15 protein-coding genes are annotated in these 16,415 nt (G+C 64.2%); 8 read left to right on the top strand and 7 right to left on the bottom strand.

Annotated features, from left to right (window positions below; all coding sequences use genetic code 11):
* The first annotated feature begins 16 nt into the window (after positions 1 to 16).
* The 4 genes from ftsA (at position 17) to lpxC (ending at position 4,541) form a co-directional block, all read left to right on the top strand.
* Positions 17 to 1,249, top strand: a complete 1,233-nt coding sequence (gene ftsA, locus L0U81_RS13770) for a cell division protein FtsA (protein WP_008921172.1) — start codon at positions 17 to 19, stop codon at positions 1,247 to 1,249.
* Between the two features lie 116 nt (positions 1,250 to 1,365).
* On the top strand, positions 1,366 to 2,568 hold the full coding sequence (gene ftsZ, locus L0U81_RS13765) for a cell division protein FtsZ (RefSeq protein WP_008921173.1): 1,203 nt from the start codon (positions 1,366 to 1,368) through the stop codon (positions 2,566 to 2,568).
* A gap of 261 nt (positions 2,569 to 2,829) precedes the next feature.
* On the top strand, positions 2,830 to 3,333 hold the full coding sequence (locus tag L0U81_RS13760) for a peroxiredoxin (RefSeq protein ID WP_233803497.1): 504 nt from the start codon (positions 2,830 to 2,832) through the stop codon (positions 3,331 to 3,333).
* Between the two features lie 290 nt (positions 3,334 to 3,623).
* Positions 3,624 to 4,541 (top strand): UDP-3-O-acyl-N-acetylglucosamine deacetylase, encoded by a 918-nt coding sequence (gene lpxC, locus L0U81_RS13755; protein ID WP_233803495.1) that lies wholly within the window; start codon positions 3,624 to 3,626, stop codon positions 4,539 to 4,541.
* Between the two features lie 65 nt (positions 4,542 to 4,606).
* On the opposite strand, the gene L0U81_RS13750 is transcribed toward lpxC, so the two are convergent.
* Positions 4,607 to 5,089: a DciA family protein gene (locus tag L0U81_RS13750; RefSeq protein WP_233803493.1), complete on the bottom strand. Its 483-nt coding sequence runs from the start codon at positions 5,087 to 5,089 to the stop codon at positions 4,607 to 4,609.
* A gap of 286 nt (positions 5,090 to 5,375) precedes the next feature.
* Here L0U81_RS13750 and secA point away from each other — a divergent pair, with 286 nt between their 5' ends.
* The 4 genes from secA (at position 5,376) to L0U81_RS13730 (ending at position 10,951) form a co-directional block, all read left to right on the top strand.
* Complete coding sequence (gene secA / locus L0U81_RS13745) at positions 5,376 to 8,204, top strand: preprotein translocase subunit SecA (protein WP_233803491.1); 2,829 nt, start codon at positions 5,376 to 5,378, stop codon at positions 8,202 to 8,204.
* Positions 8,205 to 8,357: 153 nt separating this feature from the next.
* On the top strand, positions 8,358 to 9,599 hold the full coding sequence (gene argJ, locus L0U81_RS13740; RefSeq protein WP_233803489.1) for a bifunctional glutamate N-acetyltransferase/amino-acid acetyltransferase ArgJ: 1,242 nt from the start codon (positions 8,358 to 8,360) through the stop codon (positions 9,597 to 9,599).
* A 39-nt stretch (positions 9,600 to 9,638) separates the two neighbouring features.
* Positions 9,639 to 10,508, top strand: coding sequence for an ATP-binding protein (locus L0U81_RS13735; RefSeq protein WP_233803487.1), 870 nt, complete (start codon positions 9,639 to 9,641; stop codon positions 10,506 to 10,508).
* The gene (locus L0U81_RS13730; RefSeq protein WP_233803485.1) at positions 10,505 to 10,951 is read left to right on the top strand and encodes an NUDIX domain-containing protein; all 447 of its coding nucleotides are present in this window, start codon (positions 10,505 to 10,507) and stop codon (positions 10,949 to 10,951) included. Before L0U81_RS13735 ends, L0U81_RS13730 begins: the two co-directional genes overlap by 4 nt.
* Before the next feature lie 87 nt (positions 10,952 to 11,038).
* Here the strand turns inward: L0U81_RS13730 and yacG are convergent, their stop codons facing one another.
* The 6 genes from yacG to L0U81_RS13700 all read right to left on the bottom strand — a co-directional run bounded on the left by yacG (position 11,039) and on the right by L0U81_RS13700 (position 16,349).
* The gene (yacG, locus tag L0U81_RS13725) at positions 11,039 to 11,242 is read right to left on the bottom strand and encodes a DNA gyrase inhibitor YacG (RefSeq protein WP_233803482.1); all 204 of its coding nucleotides are present in this window, start codon (positions 11,240 to 11,242) and stop codon (positions 11,039 to 11,041) included.
* Positions 11,243 to 11,365: 123 nt separating this feature from the next.
* Entirely contained in the window at positions 11,366 to 12,121 is a 756-nt protein-coding gene (zapD, locus tag L0U81_RS13720) for a cell division protein ZapD (RefSeq protein ID WP_008921182.1), read from the bottom strand.
* Between the two features lie 149 nt (positions 12,122 to 12,270).
* Entirely contained in the window at positions 12,271 to 12,885 is a 615-nt protein-coding gene (gene coaE / locus L0U81_RS13715) for a dephospho-CoA kinase (protein ID WP_233803481.1), read from the bottom strand.
* A 3-nt stretch (positions 12,886 to 12,888) separates the two neighbouring features.
* Complete coding sequence (locus L0U81_RS13710; RefSeq protein WP_233803479.1) at positions 12,889 to 13,830, bottom strand: prepilin peptidase; 942 nt, start codon at positions 13,828 to 13,830, stop codon at positions 12,889 to 12,891.
* A gap of 27 nt (positions 13,831 to 13,857) precedes the next feature.
* Positions 13,858 to 15,096 (bottom strand): type II secretion system F family protein, encoded by a 1,239-nt coding sequence (locus L0U81_RS13705; protein WP_233803477.1) that lies wholly within the window; start codon positions 15,094 to 15,096, stop codon positions 13,858 to 13,860.
* A complete protein-coding gene (locus L0U81_RS13700; protein ID WP_233803474.1) occupies positions 15,093 to 16,349 on the bottom strand; it encodes a GspE/PulE family protein in 1,257 nt (418 codons plus the stop codon). The genes L0U81_RS13705 and L0U81_RS13700 overlap by 4 nt, the downstream gene beginning before the upstream one ends.
* Positions 16,350 to 16,415 lie beyond the last annotated feature (66 nt).

The following is a 16,415-nucleotide window of genomic DNA, read 5'->3' as shown; positions in this document are numbered from 1 at the left end:
ACGCACTGAGCACGCTATGAGTAAAGACTATAAGGATCTGCTGGTCGCCCTCGACATCGGAACGTCGAAGGTGGTGGCCATCGTCGCCGAGTTGAAGGGCGAGGGTCACTACGAGGTGATCGGTCTCGGCCAGAGCGAATCGAAGGGGCTCAAGAAGGGCGTGGTGGTGAATATCGAAGCCACCGTGCAGTCGATTCAGCGCGCGCTCGAGGAAGCCGAGCTGATGGCCGACTGCAAGATCACCAATGTGTTCACCGGCATCGCCGGCAGCCATATCCGCAGCTTCAATTCGAGCGGCATGGTCGCGATCAAGGAGAAGGAAGTCACGCAGGCGGACGTCGCGCGTGTGATCGAAACGGCGAAGGCGATCAACATCCCGACCGATCAGCAGGTGCTGCATATCCTCACGCAGGAATTCATCATCGACGGTCAGGAAGATGTGCGCGAGCCGATCGGCATGAGCGGCATCCGCCTCGAAGTGAAGGTGCATATCGTCACCGGCGCGGTCAGCGCGGCGCAGAACATCGTCAAGTGTGTGCGCCGCTGCGGGCTCGAAGTGAACGACCTGATTCTGCAGCCGCTCGCGTCGTCGCTCGCGGTGCTGACGGAAGACGAAAAGGAACTGGGCGTGGTGCTGGTCGATATCGGCGGCGGCACGACGGACATCGCGATCTTCAGCGAAGGCGCGATCCGCCACACGGCAGTGATTCCGATCGCCGGCGACCAGATCACGAGCGACATCGCGATGGCGCTGCGCACGCCGACGCCGGATGCCGAAGACATCAAGGTCGACTACGGCATCGCCAAGCAGGCGCTCGCCGATCCGGACGAGATGATTGAAGTGCCGGGGCTCGGCGAGCGCGGTCCGCGCACGCTGTCGCGCCAGGCGCTCGCAGCCGTGATCGAGCCGCGCGTCGAAGAACTGTTTTCGCTCGTGCAGCAGGTGGTGCGCGAGTCGGGTTACGAGGAGCTGCTGAGCTCGGGCGTCGTGCTGACGGGCGGGGCGTCGATGATGATCGGCATGGTCGAGCTCGGTGAGGACATTTTCCTGAAGCCGGTGCGGATTGGCGTGCCGGAGTACGCGGGCGGTCTCGCCGACGTCGTGCGCAATCCGCGCTATTCGACGGCGATGGGCCTGCTCGTCGAAGGACGCTCGCAGCGCATGCGCGGGCGCAAGGTTGCGGTGCAGTCGGGGTCGATGGGACAGGTGTTCTCGCGCATGAAGGACTGGTTCCTCGGCAACTTCTGATGACAGGTTTCGAGTAATTCGCGCTGGTGCCGGCGGCTGGTGCGCGACAGGAGGTTGCCCGATCTCCTGCCGGATAACGCCGAGTGGCGGTAACTTTTTATCTTGACGGAGGCAACATGGAATTCCAGATGCTGGAAACCGAAACGAACGGCACCATCATCAAGGTGGTCGGAGTAGGTGGCGCTGGCGGCAATGCCGTTCAGCACATGATCAACAAAGGCGTGCAAGGCGTCGACTTCATCGTGATGAACACGGACGCGCAGGCTCTGTCGCGTTCGCGCGCCACCGCGGTGATCCAGCTCGGCAACACGGGTCTGGGTGCTGGCGCCAAGCCGGAAATGGGGCGCGCTGCCGCTGAGGAAGCACGCGAGCGTATCGCCGATGCACTGCGCGGCGCGCACATGGTGTTCATCACCGCCGGTATGGGTGGCGGGACGGGCACCGGCGCGGCACCGGTCGTCGCGCAGATCGCGAAGGAAATGGGTATTCTGACCGTTGGCGTCGTCAGCAAGCCGTTCGAATTCGAAGGCGGCAAGCGTATGCGCGTGGCGGAAGCCGGTTCGCAGCAACTGGAGGATCACGTCGACTCGCTGATCGTCGTCCTGAACGACAAGCTGTTCGAGGTGATGGGCGATGACGCCGAGATGGACAAGTGCTTCCAGTGCGCTGACGACGTTCTGAACAACGCGGTCGCGGGCATTGCGGAAATCATCAACGTCGACGGTCTCGTCAACGTCGACTTCGAAGACGTGAAGACCGTGATGGGCGAGCAGGGCAAGGCGATGATGGGCACGGCGACGGTCGCCGGCGTCGATCGTGCGCGTCTGGCTGCCGAACAGGCTGTCGCGAGCCCGCTGCTCGAAGGCGTCGATCTGTCGGGCGCGCGTGGCGTGCTGGTCAACATCACCTCGAGCCGTTCGCTGCGTCTGTCGGAAACGCGCGAAGTCATGAACACGATCAAGAGCTATGCGGCGGAAGATGCCACGGTGATCTTCGGCGCGGTGTACGACGATGCGATGGGCGACGCGCTGCGCGTGACGGTCGTGGCAACGGGCCTTGGCCGCGCGGCGAAGAAGCAGCAGTCGGCACCGATGACGCTTCTGCGCACCGGCACCGACAACCAGCCGATCGGCGCGATGGCGCATGCGGCGTACGCACCGGCAGCAGGCCACGCCAGCACGGCCGACTACGGCGCGCTCGACACGCCGGCGGTGTGGCGCACGTCGCGCGACACGGCGGCTTCGCACGTGCAGGCGCTGCAGGAAAAGGGCGTCGATACGTACGACATTCCGGCATTCCTGCGCAAGCAGGCGGACTGAGCGCACGGGCAGGCTTCGTTGCCGCGCTGTGAGGTTGTGTCGTAGTGCAGTGCTGGCGGACGAATGCACGAGCGTGGCGGGTGAACGGCAAGCAGGTCGCGTATCGTCTGATTCGCGGCAGGGGTAACTGCCCTCTGCTGATTCGCGAAGCGGACGGAGTGACTGCCGCCTGACGGCGGAGCCTATAGTTGGGCTCACGTTGGTCTTCACCGTGACACGAGGACGTGCGAGCGTGCTTCGCATCGATGCAAAGGACTGAGCATGATCAAGGAAGGTGACAAGCTTCCCGACGCGACGCTCTTCGAGTATGTCGAAGACGACCGGGCGGGCTGCACGATCGGACCGAACAGTTTCGACGTGCGCGAGCAGACGGCGGGCAAACGCGTGGTGATCTTCGGATTGCCCGGCGCGTTCACGCCGACCTGTTCGGCCAAACATGTACCGGGCTATGTCGGGCACGTCGAGCAGTTGCGCGCTGCCGGCATCGACGAAATCTGGTGCGTGTCCGTCAACGACGCGTTTGTCATGGGCGCGTGGGGACGCGATCAGCACACCTCGGGCAAGGTGCGCATGATGGCGGACGGTAGTGCGGCTTTCACACAGGCGCTTGGTCTGGAGCAGGATCTGTCGGCGCGCGGCATGGGACTCCGTTCCCAGCGCTACGCGATGGTGGTCGACGACGGCGTGGTCAAGACGCTGAACGTCGAAGCTGCCGGCAAATTCGAAGTCAGCGATGCGGCGAGTATTCTCGCTACGTTGCGCTAGTAGCTCTGGCGTCGCACCTTCGGCGCGGACCTGCGCGCTTACGCCGCGTGGCGCTTCGGCAACGGTGATTGCGACGCTTTTGTGACAGGCCGTTACGCGGGCCGATGACCGGAAACGCCTCCGTTCCGGGGCATCGGCCCGTCACGATTTCCGTCGCTGAGCCCTGCGGGTAATGCGGCGAAACAGATTGATACGTTCCCTGCAAAGACGCTTGTATGGGGATTGGAGTATAATTCCCGCTATGGAATAAAAAGTCCTGATTAGGATTTTCAATCGAATAGAAGACCACCATGTTGAAGCAGCGCACAATCAAATCGATCGTCAAGACTGTCGGCATCGGGTTGCACTCCGGCCGTAAAGTCAATCTGACGCTCCGTCCGGCGGCGCCGGGCACTGGCATCGTGTTTTCGCGCGTGGATTTGCCCACGCCGGTGGACATTCCTGCGTCGGCGATGGCGATTGGCGATACGCGTCTGGCTTCCGTGTTGCAGAAAGACGGCGTACGCGTGTCGACCGTCGAGCATCTGATGTCTGCCTGCGCCGGTCTTGGCATCGACAACCTTTATGTCGATGTCACCGCCGAGGAAATCCCGATCATGGACGGCAGCGCGGGTTCGTTCGTGTTCCTGATCCAGTCGGCGGGAATAGAAGAGCAAAACGCGCCGAAGAAATTCATCAAGGTCACGAAGCCGGTCGAAATCCGCGACGGCGACAAGTTCGCGCGCCTCGATCCGTACTTCGGCTTCAAGCTCAAATTCACGATCGACTTTCGTCACCCGGCCGTGGACAAAACCGGCCAGGCGCTGGAAGTGGATTTCGCCAACACGTCGTATGTGCGCGAAATCGCGCGCGCCCGCACGTTCGGCTTCGCGCATGAAGTGGAAATGATGCGCGAGCTCGGCCTCGCACGCGGCGGCAGCATGGACAACGCGATCGTGCTCGACGAGTACCGTATCCTGAACAACGACGGTCTGCGTTACGACGACGAGTTCGTCAAGCACAAGATGCTCGACGCGATCGGCGACCTGTACGTGGTCGGTCATCCGCTGCTCGCTTCGTACACCGCGTACAAGTCGGGCCACGGGCTGAACAACGCGCTGCTGCGCGAGTTGCTTGCACACGAAGACTCGTACGAAATCGTCACCTTCGACGACTCGCAGAAGGCCCCGCGCGGCTTCGCTTACGAAACGCAAACGGCGTTCGCATAACGCCGGTGTTGCAGGCAAGTAGATGAAAAAACGGCCCATTCGGGCCGTTTTTTTTCGTTCAGCGCTTAGCGATTGCGCCGATGCCGCGCGGCCATGCGCGCGAGCGCTTCCTGTAGCGGCGACGGCGCGAGCGACTCGCTCAACGCCTGGAGCGCGTCGGCGCCGGCCGGCGTCATGCGCGCCTGTTTGACAGGCGGCGGTTCCTTCAGCGGCTGCGGCCGCACGCGAATCTTCAATGCATGCACGGGCCAGCCGCGCTGCTGCAAATCCGCCAGCAGCCGCGGCTCCAGATGCCGCAGACGCGCCGCGAGCGCGTTATGCGCGGCGAACAGGGCCAGCACGCCTTCCTTGATGAAGCCGGGTTCAATGCTAGTCGCCAGATAATCGGGCAGCAGCTCGCGCAGGTCCTTCTCGAGCGCGGCGATCTGCTCGACGCCAGCGCGCAGCGCCGCGAACGCGTCCGTGCGGCCGAGAACCTCGGCGAGCGGTTGCGGGCGGCGCAGATCGAACTGCTTCGGCGGCCTTGAAAAGGACGAAAAACGGCTCATGTTCAGCGATGACGAAGTGAGGGCGCACCATGCGCGCTCACGTCGCGATTGTACCGCGGGGGCAGCTTGCGAAGCCGGTCCGCGGCGCGCCGGAGGTTTGCCGGGCGGGGCTGGCAGAGCCCGGCGCCGTCACGCCTTCGACACGAGCGCAGCCGGAGGCGCGTGCTAAAATGCCCGATTCGAATTCACTCTTGGACTAAGCCGCCGAGGACTTTCCGACCCAGGCGCGGTATGCGCAATGCGCACACCGCGAGCCAGCCGAAGCCGCGACGCAGACACCGATCCGATGACCACCGGTTTTCTTCAGAAGATTTTTGGCAGCCGTAATCAGCGGCTAGTCAAGCAATATCAAAAGACCGTCGCGGCGATCAATGCGCTCGAACCGCAGATCGAGCAATTGACGGATGACCAACTGCGCGCCAAAACGGGTGAATTCCGCCAGCGCGTCGCGAGCGGCGAATCGCTCGACAAAATCCTGCCTGAAGCGTTCGCGGTCTGCCGCGAGGCCAGCAAGCGGGTGCTGAAGATGCGCCACTTCGACGTGCAGCTGATCGGCGGCATGGCGCTGCACTACGGCAAGATCAGCGAGATGCGCACGGGCGAAGGCAAGACGCTCGTCGCGACTCTGCCGGTCTACCTGAACGCGCTGTCGGGCCGCGGTGTCCACGTGGTCACGGTCAACGACTACCTCGCGCAGCGCGACGCCGAATGGATGGCGCGCCTGTACAACTTCCTCGGTCTGTCGGTCGGTATCAACCTGTCTCAGATGGAGCACACGGCGAAGCAGGAAGCCTACGCCGCGGACATCACCTACGGCACCAACAACGAATTCGGCTTCGACTACCTGCGCGACAACATGGTCTATGAGACCGACGCGCGCGTGCAACGTAGCCTGAATTTCGCGGTCGTCGACGAGGTCGACTCGATCCTGATCGACGAGGCGCGTACGCCACTGATCATCTCTGGCCAGGCCGAAGATCACACCGAACTCTACGTGCGCATGAACGCGCTGCCGCCACTGCTCGAGCGCCAGATCGGCGAAGAGAAGGCTGACGGCACCGGCGTCGAGAAGCCGGGCGACTACACGCTGGACGAAAAAGGCCGCCAGGTATTCCTGACCGAGTCGGGCCACGAGAAGGCCGAACGCCTGCTCTCCGAGTGGGGCCTGATCGGCGAGGGCGAAAGTTTGTATGCGCCGCAGAACATCACGCTGATGCACCACGTGTACGCAGCGCTGCGCGCGCACACGCTGTTCTTCAAGGATCAGCACTACGTCGTGCAGAACGGCGAAGTGATCATCGTCGACGAATTCACCGGCCGTCTGATGGCGGGCCGCCGCTGGTCGGACGGTCTGCACCAGGCGGTCGAGGCGAAGGAGCACGTGAAGATCCAGAGCGAGAACCAGACGCTCGCGTCGATCACGTTCCAGAACTACTTCCGCATGTACGCGAAGCTCGCCGGCATGACCGGCACGGCCGACACCGAAGCGTACGAATTCAACGAGATCTACGGTCTCGAAACGATCGTGATCCCGACCAACCGACCGCCCAAGCGGATCGACAGGCAGGATCAGATCTACAAGACCGCGAAGGAACGCTACGACGCGGTGATCCGCGACATCCGCGAGTGCTTCGAGCGCAGTCAGCCGGTGCTGGTCGGCACGACGTCGATCGAGAATTCGGAGCTGCTGTCGCATCTGCTGAAGCAGGCCGGTCTGCCGCACGAAGTGCTGAACGCGAAGCAGCACGCACGTGAAGCGGCGATCGTCGCGGAAGCGGGCCGTCCGCAACGCGTCACGATCGCGACCAACATGGCCGGCCGAGGCACGGACATCGTGCTCGGCGGCAACGCGGAGAAGCAGGCGTCGTTCATCGAGCAGGACGAAACGCTCGCCGACGACGAAAAGCAGCGCCGCATCCAGAAGCTGTACGACGAATGGCAGGCGCTGCACGATCAGGTGAAGGCCGCGGGCGGTCTGCACATCATCGGCACCGAGCGTCACGAGTCGCGCCGGATCGATAACCAGTTGCGCGGCCGTGCGGGCCGTCAGGGCGATCCGGGTTCGTCGCGCTTCTATCTGTCGCTGGAAGATCCGCTGCTGCGCATCTTCGCGGGCGACCGCGTGCGCGCGATCATGGACCGTCTGAAGATGCCCGAAGGCGAGGCGATCGAAGCGGGCATCGTGTCGCGCTCGATCGAATCGGCGCAACGCAAGGTCGAGGCGCGCAACTTCGATATTCGTAAGCAGTTGCTCGAATACGACGATGTCTCGAACGATCAGCGCAAGGTGATCTACCAGCAGCGTAACGAACTGCTCGAAGCGAACGACATCACCGAGACCATCACCGCGATGCGTCATGGCGTGATCAGCGACATCGTGCATCAGTTCGTGCCGGTGGGCAGCATCGAGGAGCAGTGGGACGTGCCCGAGCTCGAGGAAGTGCTGCGCAACGAATGGCAGCTCGACCTCGCGATCCAGGAAATGATCAACGAGTCGAACTCGATCAGCTCGGACGAGATTCTCGAAGCGGTCGAGGCCGCCGCGGACGAGGCGTACGAGGCGAAGGTCCAGCTTGTCGGCCGCGAATCGTTCAGCGCGTTCGAGCGCTCGATCATGTTGCAGACGCTCGACCGCGCATGGCGCGAGCATTTGGCGGCGCTCGACCATCTGCGGCAGGGCATCCATCTGCGCGGCTATGCGCAGAAGAACCCGAAGCAGGAATACAAGCGCGAGGCGTTCGAACTGTTCGCCGCGATGCTTGACGCCGTGAAGCTCGAAGTCACGCGCATCGTGATGAACGTGCAGATCCAGTCGCCGGAGCAGCTCGAAGCGGCCGCGGAGCAGATGGAAGAGCAGGGCGGTCATCTGGAGAACGTGGAGTTCCGTCATGCCGAGTTCGCGGAAGCCGGTGCCGCCGCGCCCGTCGCAGCCGAAGCAGCTACGGCCGCGATGATCGGCGACGCGATGAGCCGCGGCCACGGCCATGGCCAGGGCGCGGCGCCGCAGGCAACCGTGAACCTGAATACCGACAACGTGCCGAAGGTCGGCCGCAATGACCCGTGCCCGTGCGGCAGCGGTAAGAAGTACAAGCAGTGCCACGGCAAGATCGCTTGATGCCGACACGGCGCGCTTCCGGGCGCGCCGCGTCGTTTTTGAGCACCGCTCGGCCGTTTTGATTTCGCGGATGACCCGGCAACACGCCCGGGTCATCAGTTCCGTTTCCCCGATGCCGGCGTCCGCCGGCATTTTCTTCGACAGGTCGCGACCATGGCTGTCAACTTTCCATCGATCGATCCCGCTCAACTCCACCCCGTCACCGGCGTCACGCTCGGCTGGGCGGAAGCGAATATCCGCAAGCCGAACCGCAAGGACTTACTCGTCATTTCCGTCGACGAAAGCGCGACGGTAGGCGGCGTGTTTACGCAGAACCGCTTCTGCGCGGCGCCCGTGACGGTCTGCCGGGAAAACCTGCAGCGCGTGCGCGCGGGCGGCAAACCGATTCGCGCGCTGGTGATCAACACCGGCAACGCGAACGCGGGCACTGGTGAGCCGGGCCTCGCGGCGACGCGCGAAACCTGCGCGGAACTCGCGCGTCTCGCCGACATCGCGCCCGAGCAGGTGCTGCCGTTCTCGACGGGCGTGATTCTCGAGCCGTTGCCGGTCGATCGGCTGAAGGCCGGCTTGCCGGCCGCGCTCGCGAACCGCAAGGAAGCGAACTGGTACGACGCGGCGCAGTCGATCATGACGACCGACACGCTGCCGAAAGCGGTATCGCGCAAGGTCACGATTGACGGTCACACGGTCACGTTCACCGGCATCAGTAAGGGTGCCGGCATGATCAAGCCGAACATGGCGACCATGCTCGGCTTCCTCGCGTTCGACGCGGCCGTCGCGCAGCCCGTGCTCGACGAGCTCGTGAAACACGTTGCGGATCGCTCGTTCAACTGCATCACGATCGATGGCGATACGTCGACCAACGATTCGTTCATCCTGATCGCCTCGGGCAAATCGAGCCTGCCCGCGATCACGTCCACCGATTCGCCCGCTTACTCGGCGTTGCGCGACGCGGTGACCGACGTCGCACAGACCCTCGCGCAACTGATCGTGCGCGACGGCGAAGGCGCGACCAAATTCATGACAGTGCATGTGGAAGGCGGCTCGAGCGTCGGCGAGTGCCGCCAGATCGCCTACGCGATCGGCCACTCGCCACTCGTGAAGACGGCCTTCTATGCATCGGACCCGAACCTCGGCCGCATTCTCGCGGCCATCGGCTATGCCGGCGTGGATGATCTCGACGTCGGCAAGATCGATCTGTATCTCGACGACGTGCTGGTCGCGACTGCCGGCGGCCGCAACCCGGCCTACCGCGAAGAAGACGGCCAGCGCGTCATGAAAAAGAGCGAGATCGGCATTCGCGTCGTGCTCGGACGCGGCAATGCGCAAGCCACGATCTGGACCTGCGATCTGTCGCACGACTACGTGAGCATCAACGCCGACTACCGCTCGTAATCAGGTTCAATGCGCGGCCGTGGACCGCGCCTACTCATCATGGACAAACTCGAAAAGTTTCTGACCCGGGCCGAAGCCGTGCTCGGCCGCCTGGAAGCGATGCTTCCGCCCGCCGCGCCGGAGATCGACTGGTCGGCCGCGGTCGCGTTCCGCTGGCGCAAGCGCCAGGGGCGCGGTTATCTGCAACCGGTGCCCGCCATTTCGTCGATTACGCTCGACGATCTGCAGAACATCGATCGCCAGAAAGGGCTGATCGAACAGAACACGCGCCAATTCGTGCGCCAACAGCCGGCCAACAACGTGCTGCTGACGGGCGCGCGCGGCACCGGCAAATCGTCACTGATCAAGGCGTGTCTGAACGCGTACTCGAAGGACGGTCTGCGCCTGATCGAAGTGGACAAGGACGATCTGCACGATCTCGGCGACATCGTCGATCTGATCGCGACGCGCCCTGAGCGTTTCGTCGTGTTCTGCGACGACCTGTCGTTCGAAGAGGGCGAGTCGGGCTACAAGGCGCTGAAGGTCGCGCTCGACGGTTCGGTCGCCGCGCAGTCGGACAACGTGCTGATCTACGCGACGTCGAACCGCCGCCATCTGCTGCCCGAGTACATGAGCGACAACGAGACCTACAAGCACATGCCGGACGGAGAGATTCATCCGGGCGAACTGGTGGAAGAGAAGATTTCGTTGTCCGAGCGTTTCGGGCTGTGGGTCAGCTTCTATCCGTTCAAGCAGGACGATTACCTGACGATCATCGCGCACTGGCTGCGTCACTTCGGTTGCGACGACGCAGAGATCGAGACGGCGCGCGGCGATGCGCTGGTGTGGGCGCTCGAGCGCGGCTCGCGCTCGGGACGGGTCGCGTGGCAGTTCGCGCGTGACTGGTCCGGCCGTAAGACGTCGGCATGAACGAAGCAAGCGAAAACGCCCGCAAAGCAGCCGGCGAAATCGGCGCGGGCCGTCCGGTCACTGAAGTCGCGGTCGGCGTGCTGGTACAGCCGGATGGGCGCTATCTGCTCGCGCAGCGTCCGGTGGGCAAGCCGTACGAGGGCTACTGGGAGTTTCCGGGCGGCAAGCTTGAAGCGGGCGAATCGGTCGAGGCCGCGCTTGCGCGCGAGCTGCACGAGGAGCTGGGAATCGAGGTCGAGGCGAGCCACCTGTGGCATACGCTCGAACACGATTATCCGCATGCGTATGTGCGCCTCTTCTTCTGCAAGGTGACGCAGTGGTCGGGCGAGCCACACGGGCGTGAAGGTCAGGCTTTCGTGTGGCAAAGCTTGCCTGCGGATGTCTCGCCGTTGCTGCCGGCAACGATTCCGGTGTTGGAGTGGCTCGCGGCCGAGAAGAAGTGATTGACTGAAGAGCGTGACTGAAAAGGCCACGCGATAGCGGGCGCTGTCTCGGCAGCGCCGGCCCGCGTGGCTTTTTTACTGGTGCGCTCAGTGCGGGTTGTAGTCGCCGCGCGGTGTTTCCTCTTCGGACGAAGACCCTTCCTGTTCATTGCCGCCAATCTTGTATTTTTCGGCGGCCCATGCGCCGAGGTCGATCTGCTTGCAGCGCTCGGAGCAGAAAGGACGGAAGCGGCTCTCAGGGGTCCAGAGGACATCTTTACCGCAGGTAGGACATTTGACGACGGTAGGCATACGGTCGGACGGTCAATCGCAAACGGAACAAGTAACGAATATAGGGCTATTTCGCGCCGCTTCAAAGGCGCGCTCGGTCAGATCCGGAGTGGCCTGTTGGATGGTGTGGCGGTCTACAGGCTGTTACAGGCTGCAGAGCGTAAGCTGAAACGGCACGTCGACGTCGACCGCGCGCGGCCGCAGATCGCCGTCCTGCACCGTGAAGCGCACCCACAGCATGTACTTGTTGGCACTCGCTTCGGGAATCACGCGCAATTCGGGAGCCACGCGAACCTGCATCAATTGATACGAGCGGCCCGACAGCATTTGCTGATAGCTGCCTTGCATCGCCATCACCTTTGACGCCTGGCCCGACTCGCGCGCGAGTCGCAGCACGATCGTGGCCGCGTCACGCAGTGGCAAAAGCGGTGTCACCCACTTGGCGATGTCCTGGCGACGCTGATCGGGATGTAACTGTTGCCACGCGTAATACGAGGGCAGATCGAATTTGCAGGTGCCACCGGGGATGATTGCGCGGCTGCGAATGCTCGCGAGCCACTCGTTGTCTGCAAGATGCTGGCCGGTCTTGCCTTGCATCTGCGTGAGCCCCGCGAGGGTCTGTTCGATTTCGCCAAGCACCGCTTCGAGCGCGTTCTGCTCGATGCCCGGATTGCCGCGAAATGGCGCGAGCGTTTGCCGCTGCCGCTCGAGCTCTTTCATCAGATCCGACTTCAGATCCGCGCGACCCGCCACTTCGGAGATTTCGAACAGCGTTGTCAGTGCGACGTGATGTTCCCGCGCGTCTTCCTGAGTCAGAAAGAACGTGAAGCGCTCGAACAGGTCTTCGAGCCGCAACAGCGTCCGGATTCGCTCATTGAAGGGGTACTCGTAAAGGATCAAGCGGGCTCGCCTCGGGCGTGGTCGGTGACAGGAATGCAAAACATTCTAATGCCGTGAGACTACCCAAGCAATCACGCACTCTTTCCACGCGCTTTCGCAACTTTTTTCGCGAGTTCACGATGTACTAGGCGCTTCGGTTCCTGCACGCGCTAGGACTCGGCGTGACCCTGCGCAAGCGACAGATACGCGCGATGGTGAGCGTCGACCTGCGCCTCGAGTTCTTCGAGCGGCGCGTTGTCGTTGACGATCACGTCGTCGGCGGCGGCGAGGCGTGCTTCGCGCGTGGCCTGGCGCGCGATGATCGAAAGCACCTGCTCGCGGCTGAAGCCGTTACGGCTCATCACGCGCGCGATCTGCGTGTCGACGCTGCAATCGACGGTGAGCACGCGATTCACGCGAGTCTTCCATGTTCCGGACTCGACCAGCAAGGGCACCACGACGATCACATACGGCCCTTGCGCTTCGCGCTCCTCGCGCTCGGTTTCCGCGCGAATCAGCGGATGCGTAATCCCTTCGAGACGTTTGCGTGCGGTCTCGTCGCTGAACACGAGCGTGCGCATGCGGGCGCGATCGAGCGAGCCATCGGCGGCGACGAACTCGGTGCCAAATTCGGCGGCGATGTGCGGCATCGCCAGGCCACGCGGCGCGGTGATGCGATGCGCGATCACGTCCGTGTCGACGAGCGGCACACCCCGCGCAGCGAACAGATTGGCCACCGTCGATTTACCGCTACCGATGCCGCCGGTGAGTCCCACAACGAACATGCTTCAGCCTCCCAGAGCCAGATAAAGCGGCGTGCCGACAAACAGCGTGAGCGCACCGCCCGCGGCGAGAAACGGCCCGAACGGCAGCGGCTCCTCGAAGCGCATGCGGCCGCGCCACGTTGCCGCGAGGCCGATCACGGCGCCGGCCACCGCGGCGATCAGCACGATCTGCGGAAGCGCGGGCCAGCCTAGCCACGCGCCGAGCGCGGCGAGCAGCTTGAAGTCGCCATAGCCCATGCCTTCGACGCCGCGCACGAGCTTGAACACCCAATGCACAGCCCACAAAACCAGATATCCGAAGATAGCGCCGAGCACCGCATCATGCAGGTTCGCGAACATGCCGTTGAAATTGACGATCAGGCCGGCCCACAACAGCGGTAGCGTCAAGGAATCGGGCAGCAGGTGTGTGTCGATGTCGATCGCGCTCATCGCGAGCAGCGTTGCACACAGGCCGAACGCGGCGAATGCCATCAGGCTCGGGCCGAACGCGATCAATGCGCCTGCCGCGAAAGCGGCGCTCGCGATTTCGAGCAACGGGTAACGCGGGCTGATATGCGTGCCGCAAGCGGAACAACGGCCGCGCAATAGAACGTAGCTCAGAACCGGCAGGTTTTCCCACGCGCTCAGCACGTGGCCGCAATGCGGGCACGCGCTACGCGGCACCCACAGGTTGTAGCGCGCCGGCAATCCGTCGTCGGGCTGCGGCTCGTCGCTGGCCTCGCTGATTTCGACGCGCCACGCGCGCTCGAGCATGATCGGCAGCCGATGCACGACGACGTTCAGGAAGCTGCCGATCACGAGGCCGAGCACGATTGCGAACGCGATCTGCACGCCGGTGGGCAGGCTGGCGAACCCGAGACCGATATCGCTTGCAATGCGGCCTGGCAGTATGCCCGCGAGCAGGTTGGAGGAAGTTTGTGACACGAGTGGAAGAGGTGCCTGCATGGTGAAGGAGTGGATTCGGCTGCGATGCTACACCACGTTGCCGAGTTGAATAATGGGGAGATACATCGCGATCACGAGGCCGCCGACCAGCGTGCCGAGCACGACGATGACGAGCGGCTCGCACAGACTCGATAGCGTGCCGATCCTGTCGTCAACCTGGCGATCCGCAAGCGACGCGACATCGAGCAGCATGCTGTCGAGCGCGCCGGACTCCTCGGCGACGGCAACCGGCTGCACGACCTCGCGAGGAAAACAGTGCGCCGCACGCATCGCCGCGGCGAGCCGTTCGCCGCGCCGCAGCCTCACGGCGATGCTTGCCGTCGCGCGATCGAAGAAGGCATTGCCGGTCGCCTGCGTGAGCGAATCGAACGCGTCGGCGAGCGGCGTGCCGGCCGACAGCAACGTGCCGAGCGCGCGGCTCCAGCGCGCCGCGCACAACGTGCGCAGCAGCGGGCCGGCCACGGGCAGGTTGAGCGCCGTGCGCGCGAAGCGGATGCGCGCGCTCGCGGAGCGGCGCAGGACAAACGTGATCGCGGAGCTCAGTGCGACCATCAGCACGAACAGCGGTACGCTCCAGCGCGCGGCGCCCGCCGATAGCGCCAGTACGAACTGAGTCGGCGCGGGCAGCTGCGCGCCGAAGCCGTCGAAGATCTGCTTGAACGTGGGTACGACCCACACCAGCAACGCCGCGGTGATCGCGATGGCGAGCAGCAGGATCGCGACCGGATAGGTCAGCGCCGCGCGCACTTTCGCGCGCTGCGCGGCGGCGCGTTCGCGATCGTCGGCGAGGCGGGCGAGCACGGTGACGAGCGCGCCCGCCGCCTCGCCGACCTCGACGAGCTGGCAGTACAGCGCATTGAACTGCGCCGGGTGCCGCTGCAAGGCCGCCGAAAAGCGCAGGCCTGCGGTGATGTCGCGCGCGATAGTGCCGACGATGCGCGGCATTCCTTGCCGCTGGCCCGACGTCGGCGACTGCGCGAGTAGTTCGAGCGCGGGTGCGAGCGGCAAACCGGCACGCAGCAGACTGGACAGTTGTCGCGTGAACAGCGTGACATCGGCCGCGCTAGTCTTCGGGCGTGGCGCCGGCCCTTGTGTTGAGAGTTCGACGACAAAGAGGTTGTCGCGCTTGAGCATCGTGCGCGCGGCGCTCGCGTCGGGTGCGATCAGCGTACCGCTCTGGCGTGTGCCATCCGCGTCGACGCCGCGCCATCTGAAGCGTAGGTCGGCTGCGCCGGGCAGCGGCGGTGACAGTGTGGCGATACTCATGCGACCTCCGTGGCGGCGAGTGCTTCGGCGAGACTCGTGGTGCCGTCGCGCACACGCGCAAGCGCCGCGTCGCGTAACGTCGCGACCCGTTCGGTGTGGGCGAGGTGGGCCAGCTCGTGCACGCCTGCACTTGCGACGATCAGCTCGCGCATCGCGTCGGAGACGGGCATCACCTGATGGATGCCGACGCGCCCCCGATAGCCGATGCCGTGGCAAACCGCGCAGCCGGTCGCCGCATACGGTTGCCAGCCGTCGAGTTCATGCTCGCCGAAGCCTGCGGTCTTAAGTGCTGCCGTCGAATGCGGCGCGGGCGTGCGGCACGCGACGCACAGTCGTCGCACGAGCCGCTGCGCGGTCACGATGCGCAGCGCGGCGGCCAGGTTGTATGGCTCGACACCGATATCGATGAGTCGCGCGATGGCCGCGGGCGCGTCGTTCGTATGCAGCGTGGACAGCACGAGGTGACCGGTTTGCGCGGCCTTCACGGCGACGTCGGCGGTTTCGTTGTCGCGGATCTCGCCGACCATGATCACGTCCGGATCCTGACGCAGGAACGCCCGCAGCGCGACCGCGAAGGTCAGCCCGGCTTTTTCGCGCACGCTGACCTGGTTGATGCCGGCGAGCTGGATCTCCGCCGGGTCTTCGACCGAGCAGAGGTTGCGCGCCTCGCCATTCAGCAAATTCAGGAAGCAGTACAGCGACAGCGTTTTGCCGCTACCCGTCGGTCCGGTGACGAGCATCAGGCCATGCGGCGCGCGGATCGCGGCGTCGACGGTTTCGCGCTGTGCCGGATCGAGGCCGAGCGAATCGAGCGACAGATCCGCGGGCAGCGCATCGAGCCGGCGTAGCACGAGCTTTTCGCCGAACAGCGTCGGCAGCGAATTGACGCGGTAGTCCTCGATCCGTCCTGGCGATGTCGCGAGGCGCAGCCGGCCGTCTTGCGGCACGCGTCGCTCGGCGATGTCCATGCGCGCGAGCACCTTGATGCGCGTGACGAATGCGTCGCGCAGGTGCGCTGGCGGCCGCGGGATTTCATGCAGAACGCCGTCGATGCGCAGACGCACACGCCAGCCATGCTCGGCCGGCTCGACGTGGATGTCAGACGCATTGCGCCGCGTCGCTTCGTGCAACGTGTCGGTCAACAGACGCACGGCTGGAGCGTTGTCGGGATCGTTCAGACTCGTTGCGCTGGTTTCGCCGTCGGCAGCGAGTGGACGCGGCAATGCCGCGGCGGGGGCAAAGGGAGTTTGCATGAGAGACCGGTGATGAGCCGCCTGTAGAACATGACGGCTTTATCTTCCGGTTGTGGGCGTCCGAAT

Source organism: Paraburkholderia sp. HP33-1 (assembly GCF_021390595.1).
In the GTDB taxonomy this organism is placed as follows: domain Bacteria; phylum Pseudomonadota; class Gammaproteobacteria; order Burkholderiales; family Burkholderiaceae; genus Paraburkholderia.
The sequence above is the reverse complement of the archived record's forward strand: the minus strand, read 5'-3'. Positions and strand labels throughout refer to the sequence as shown.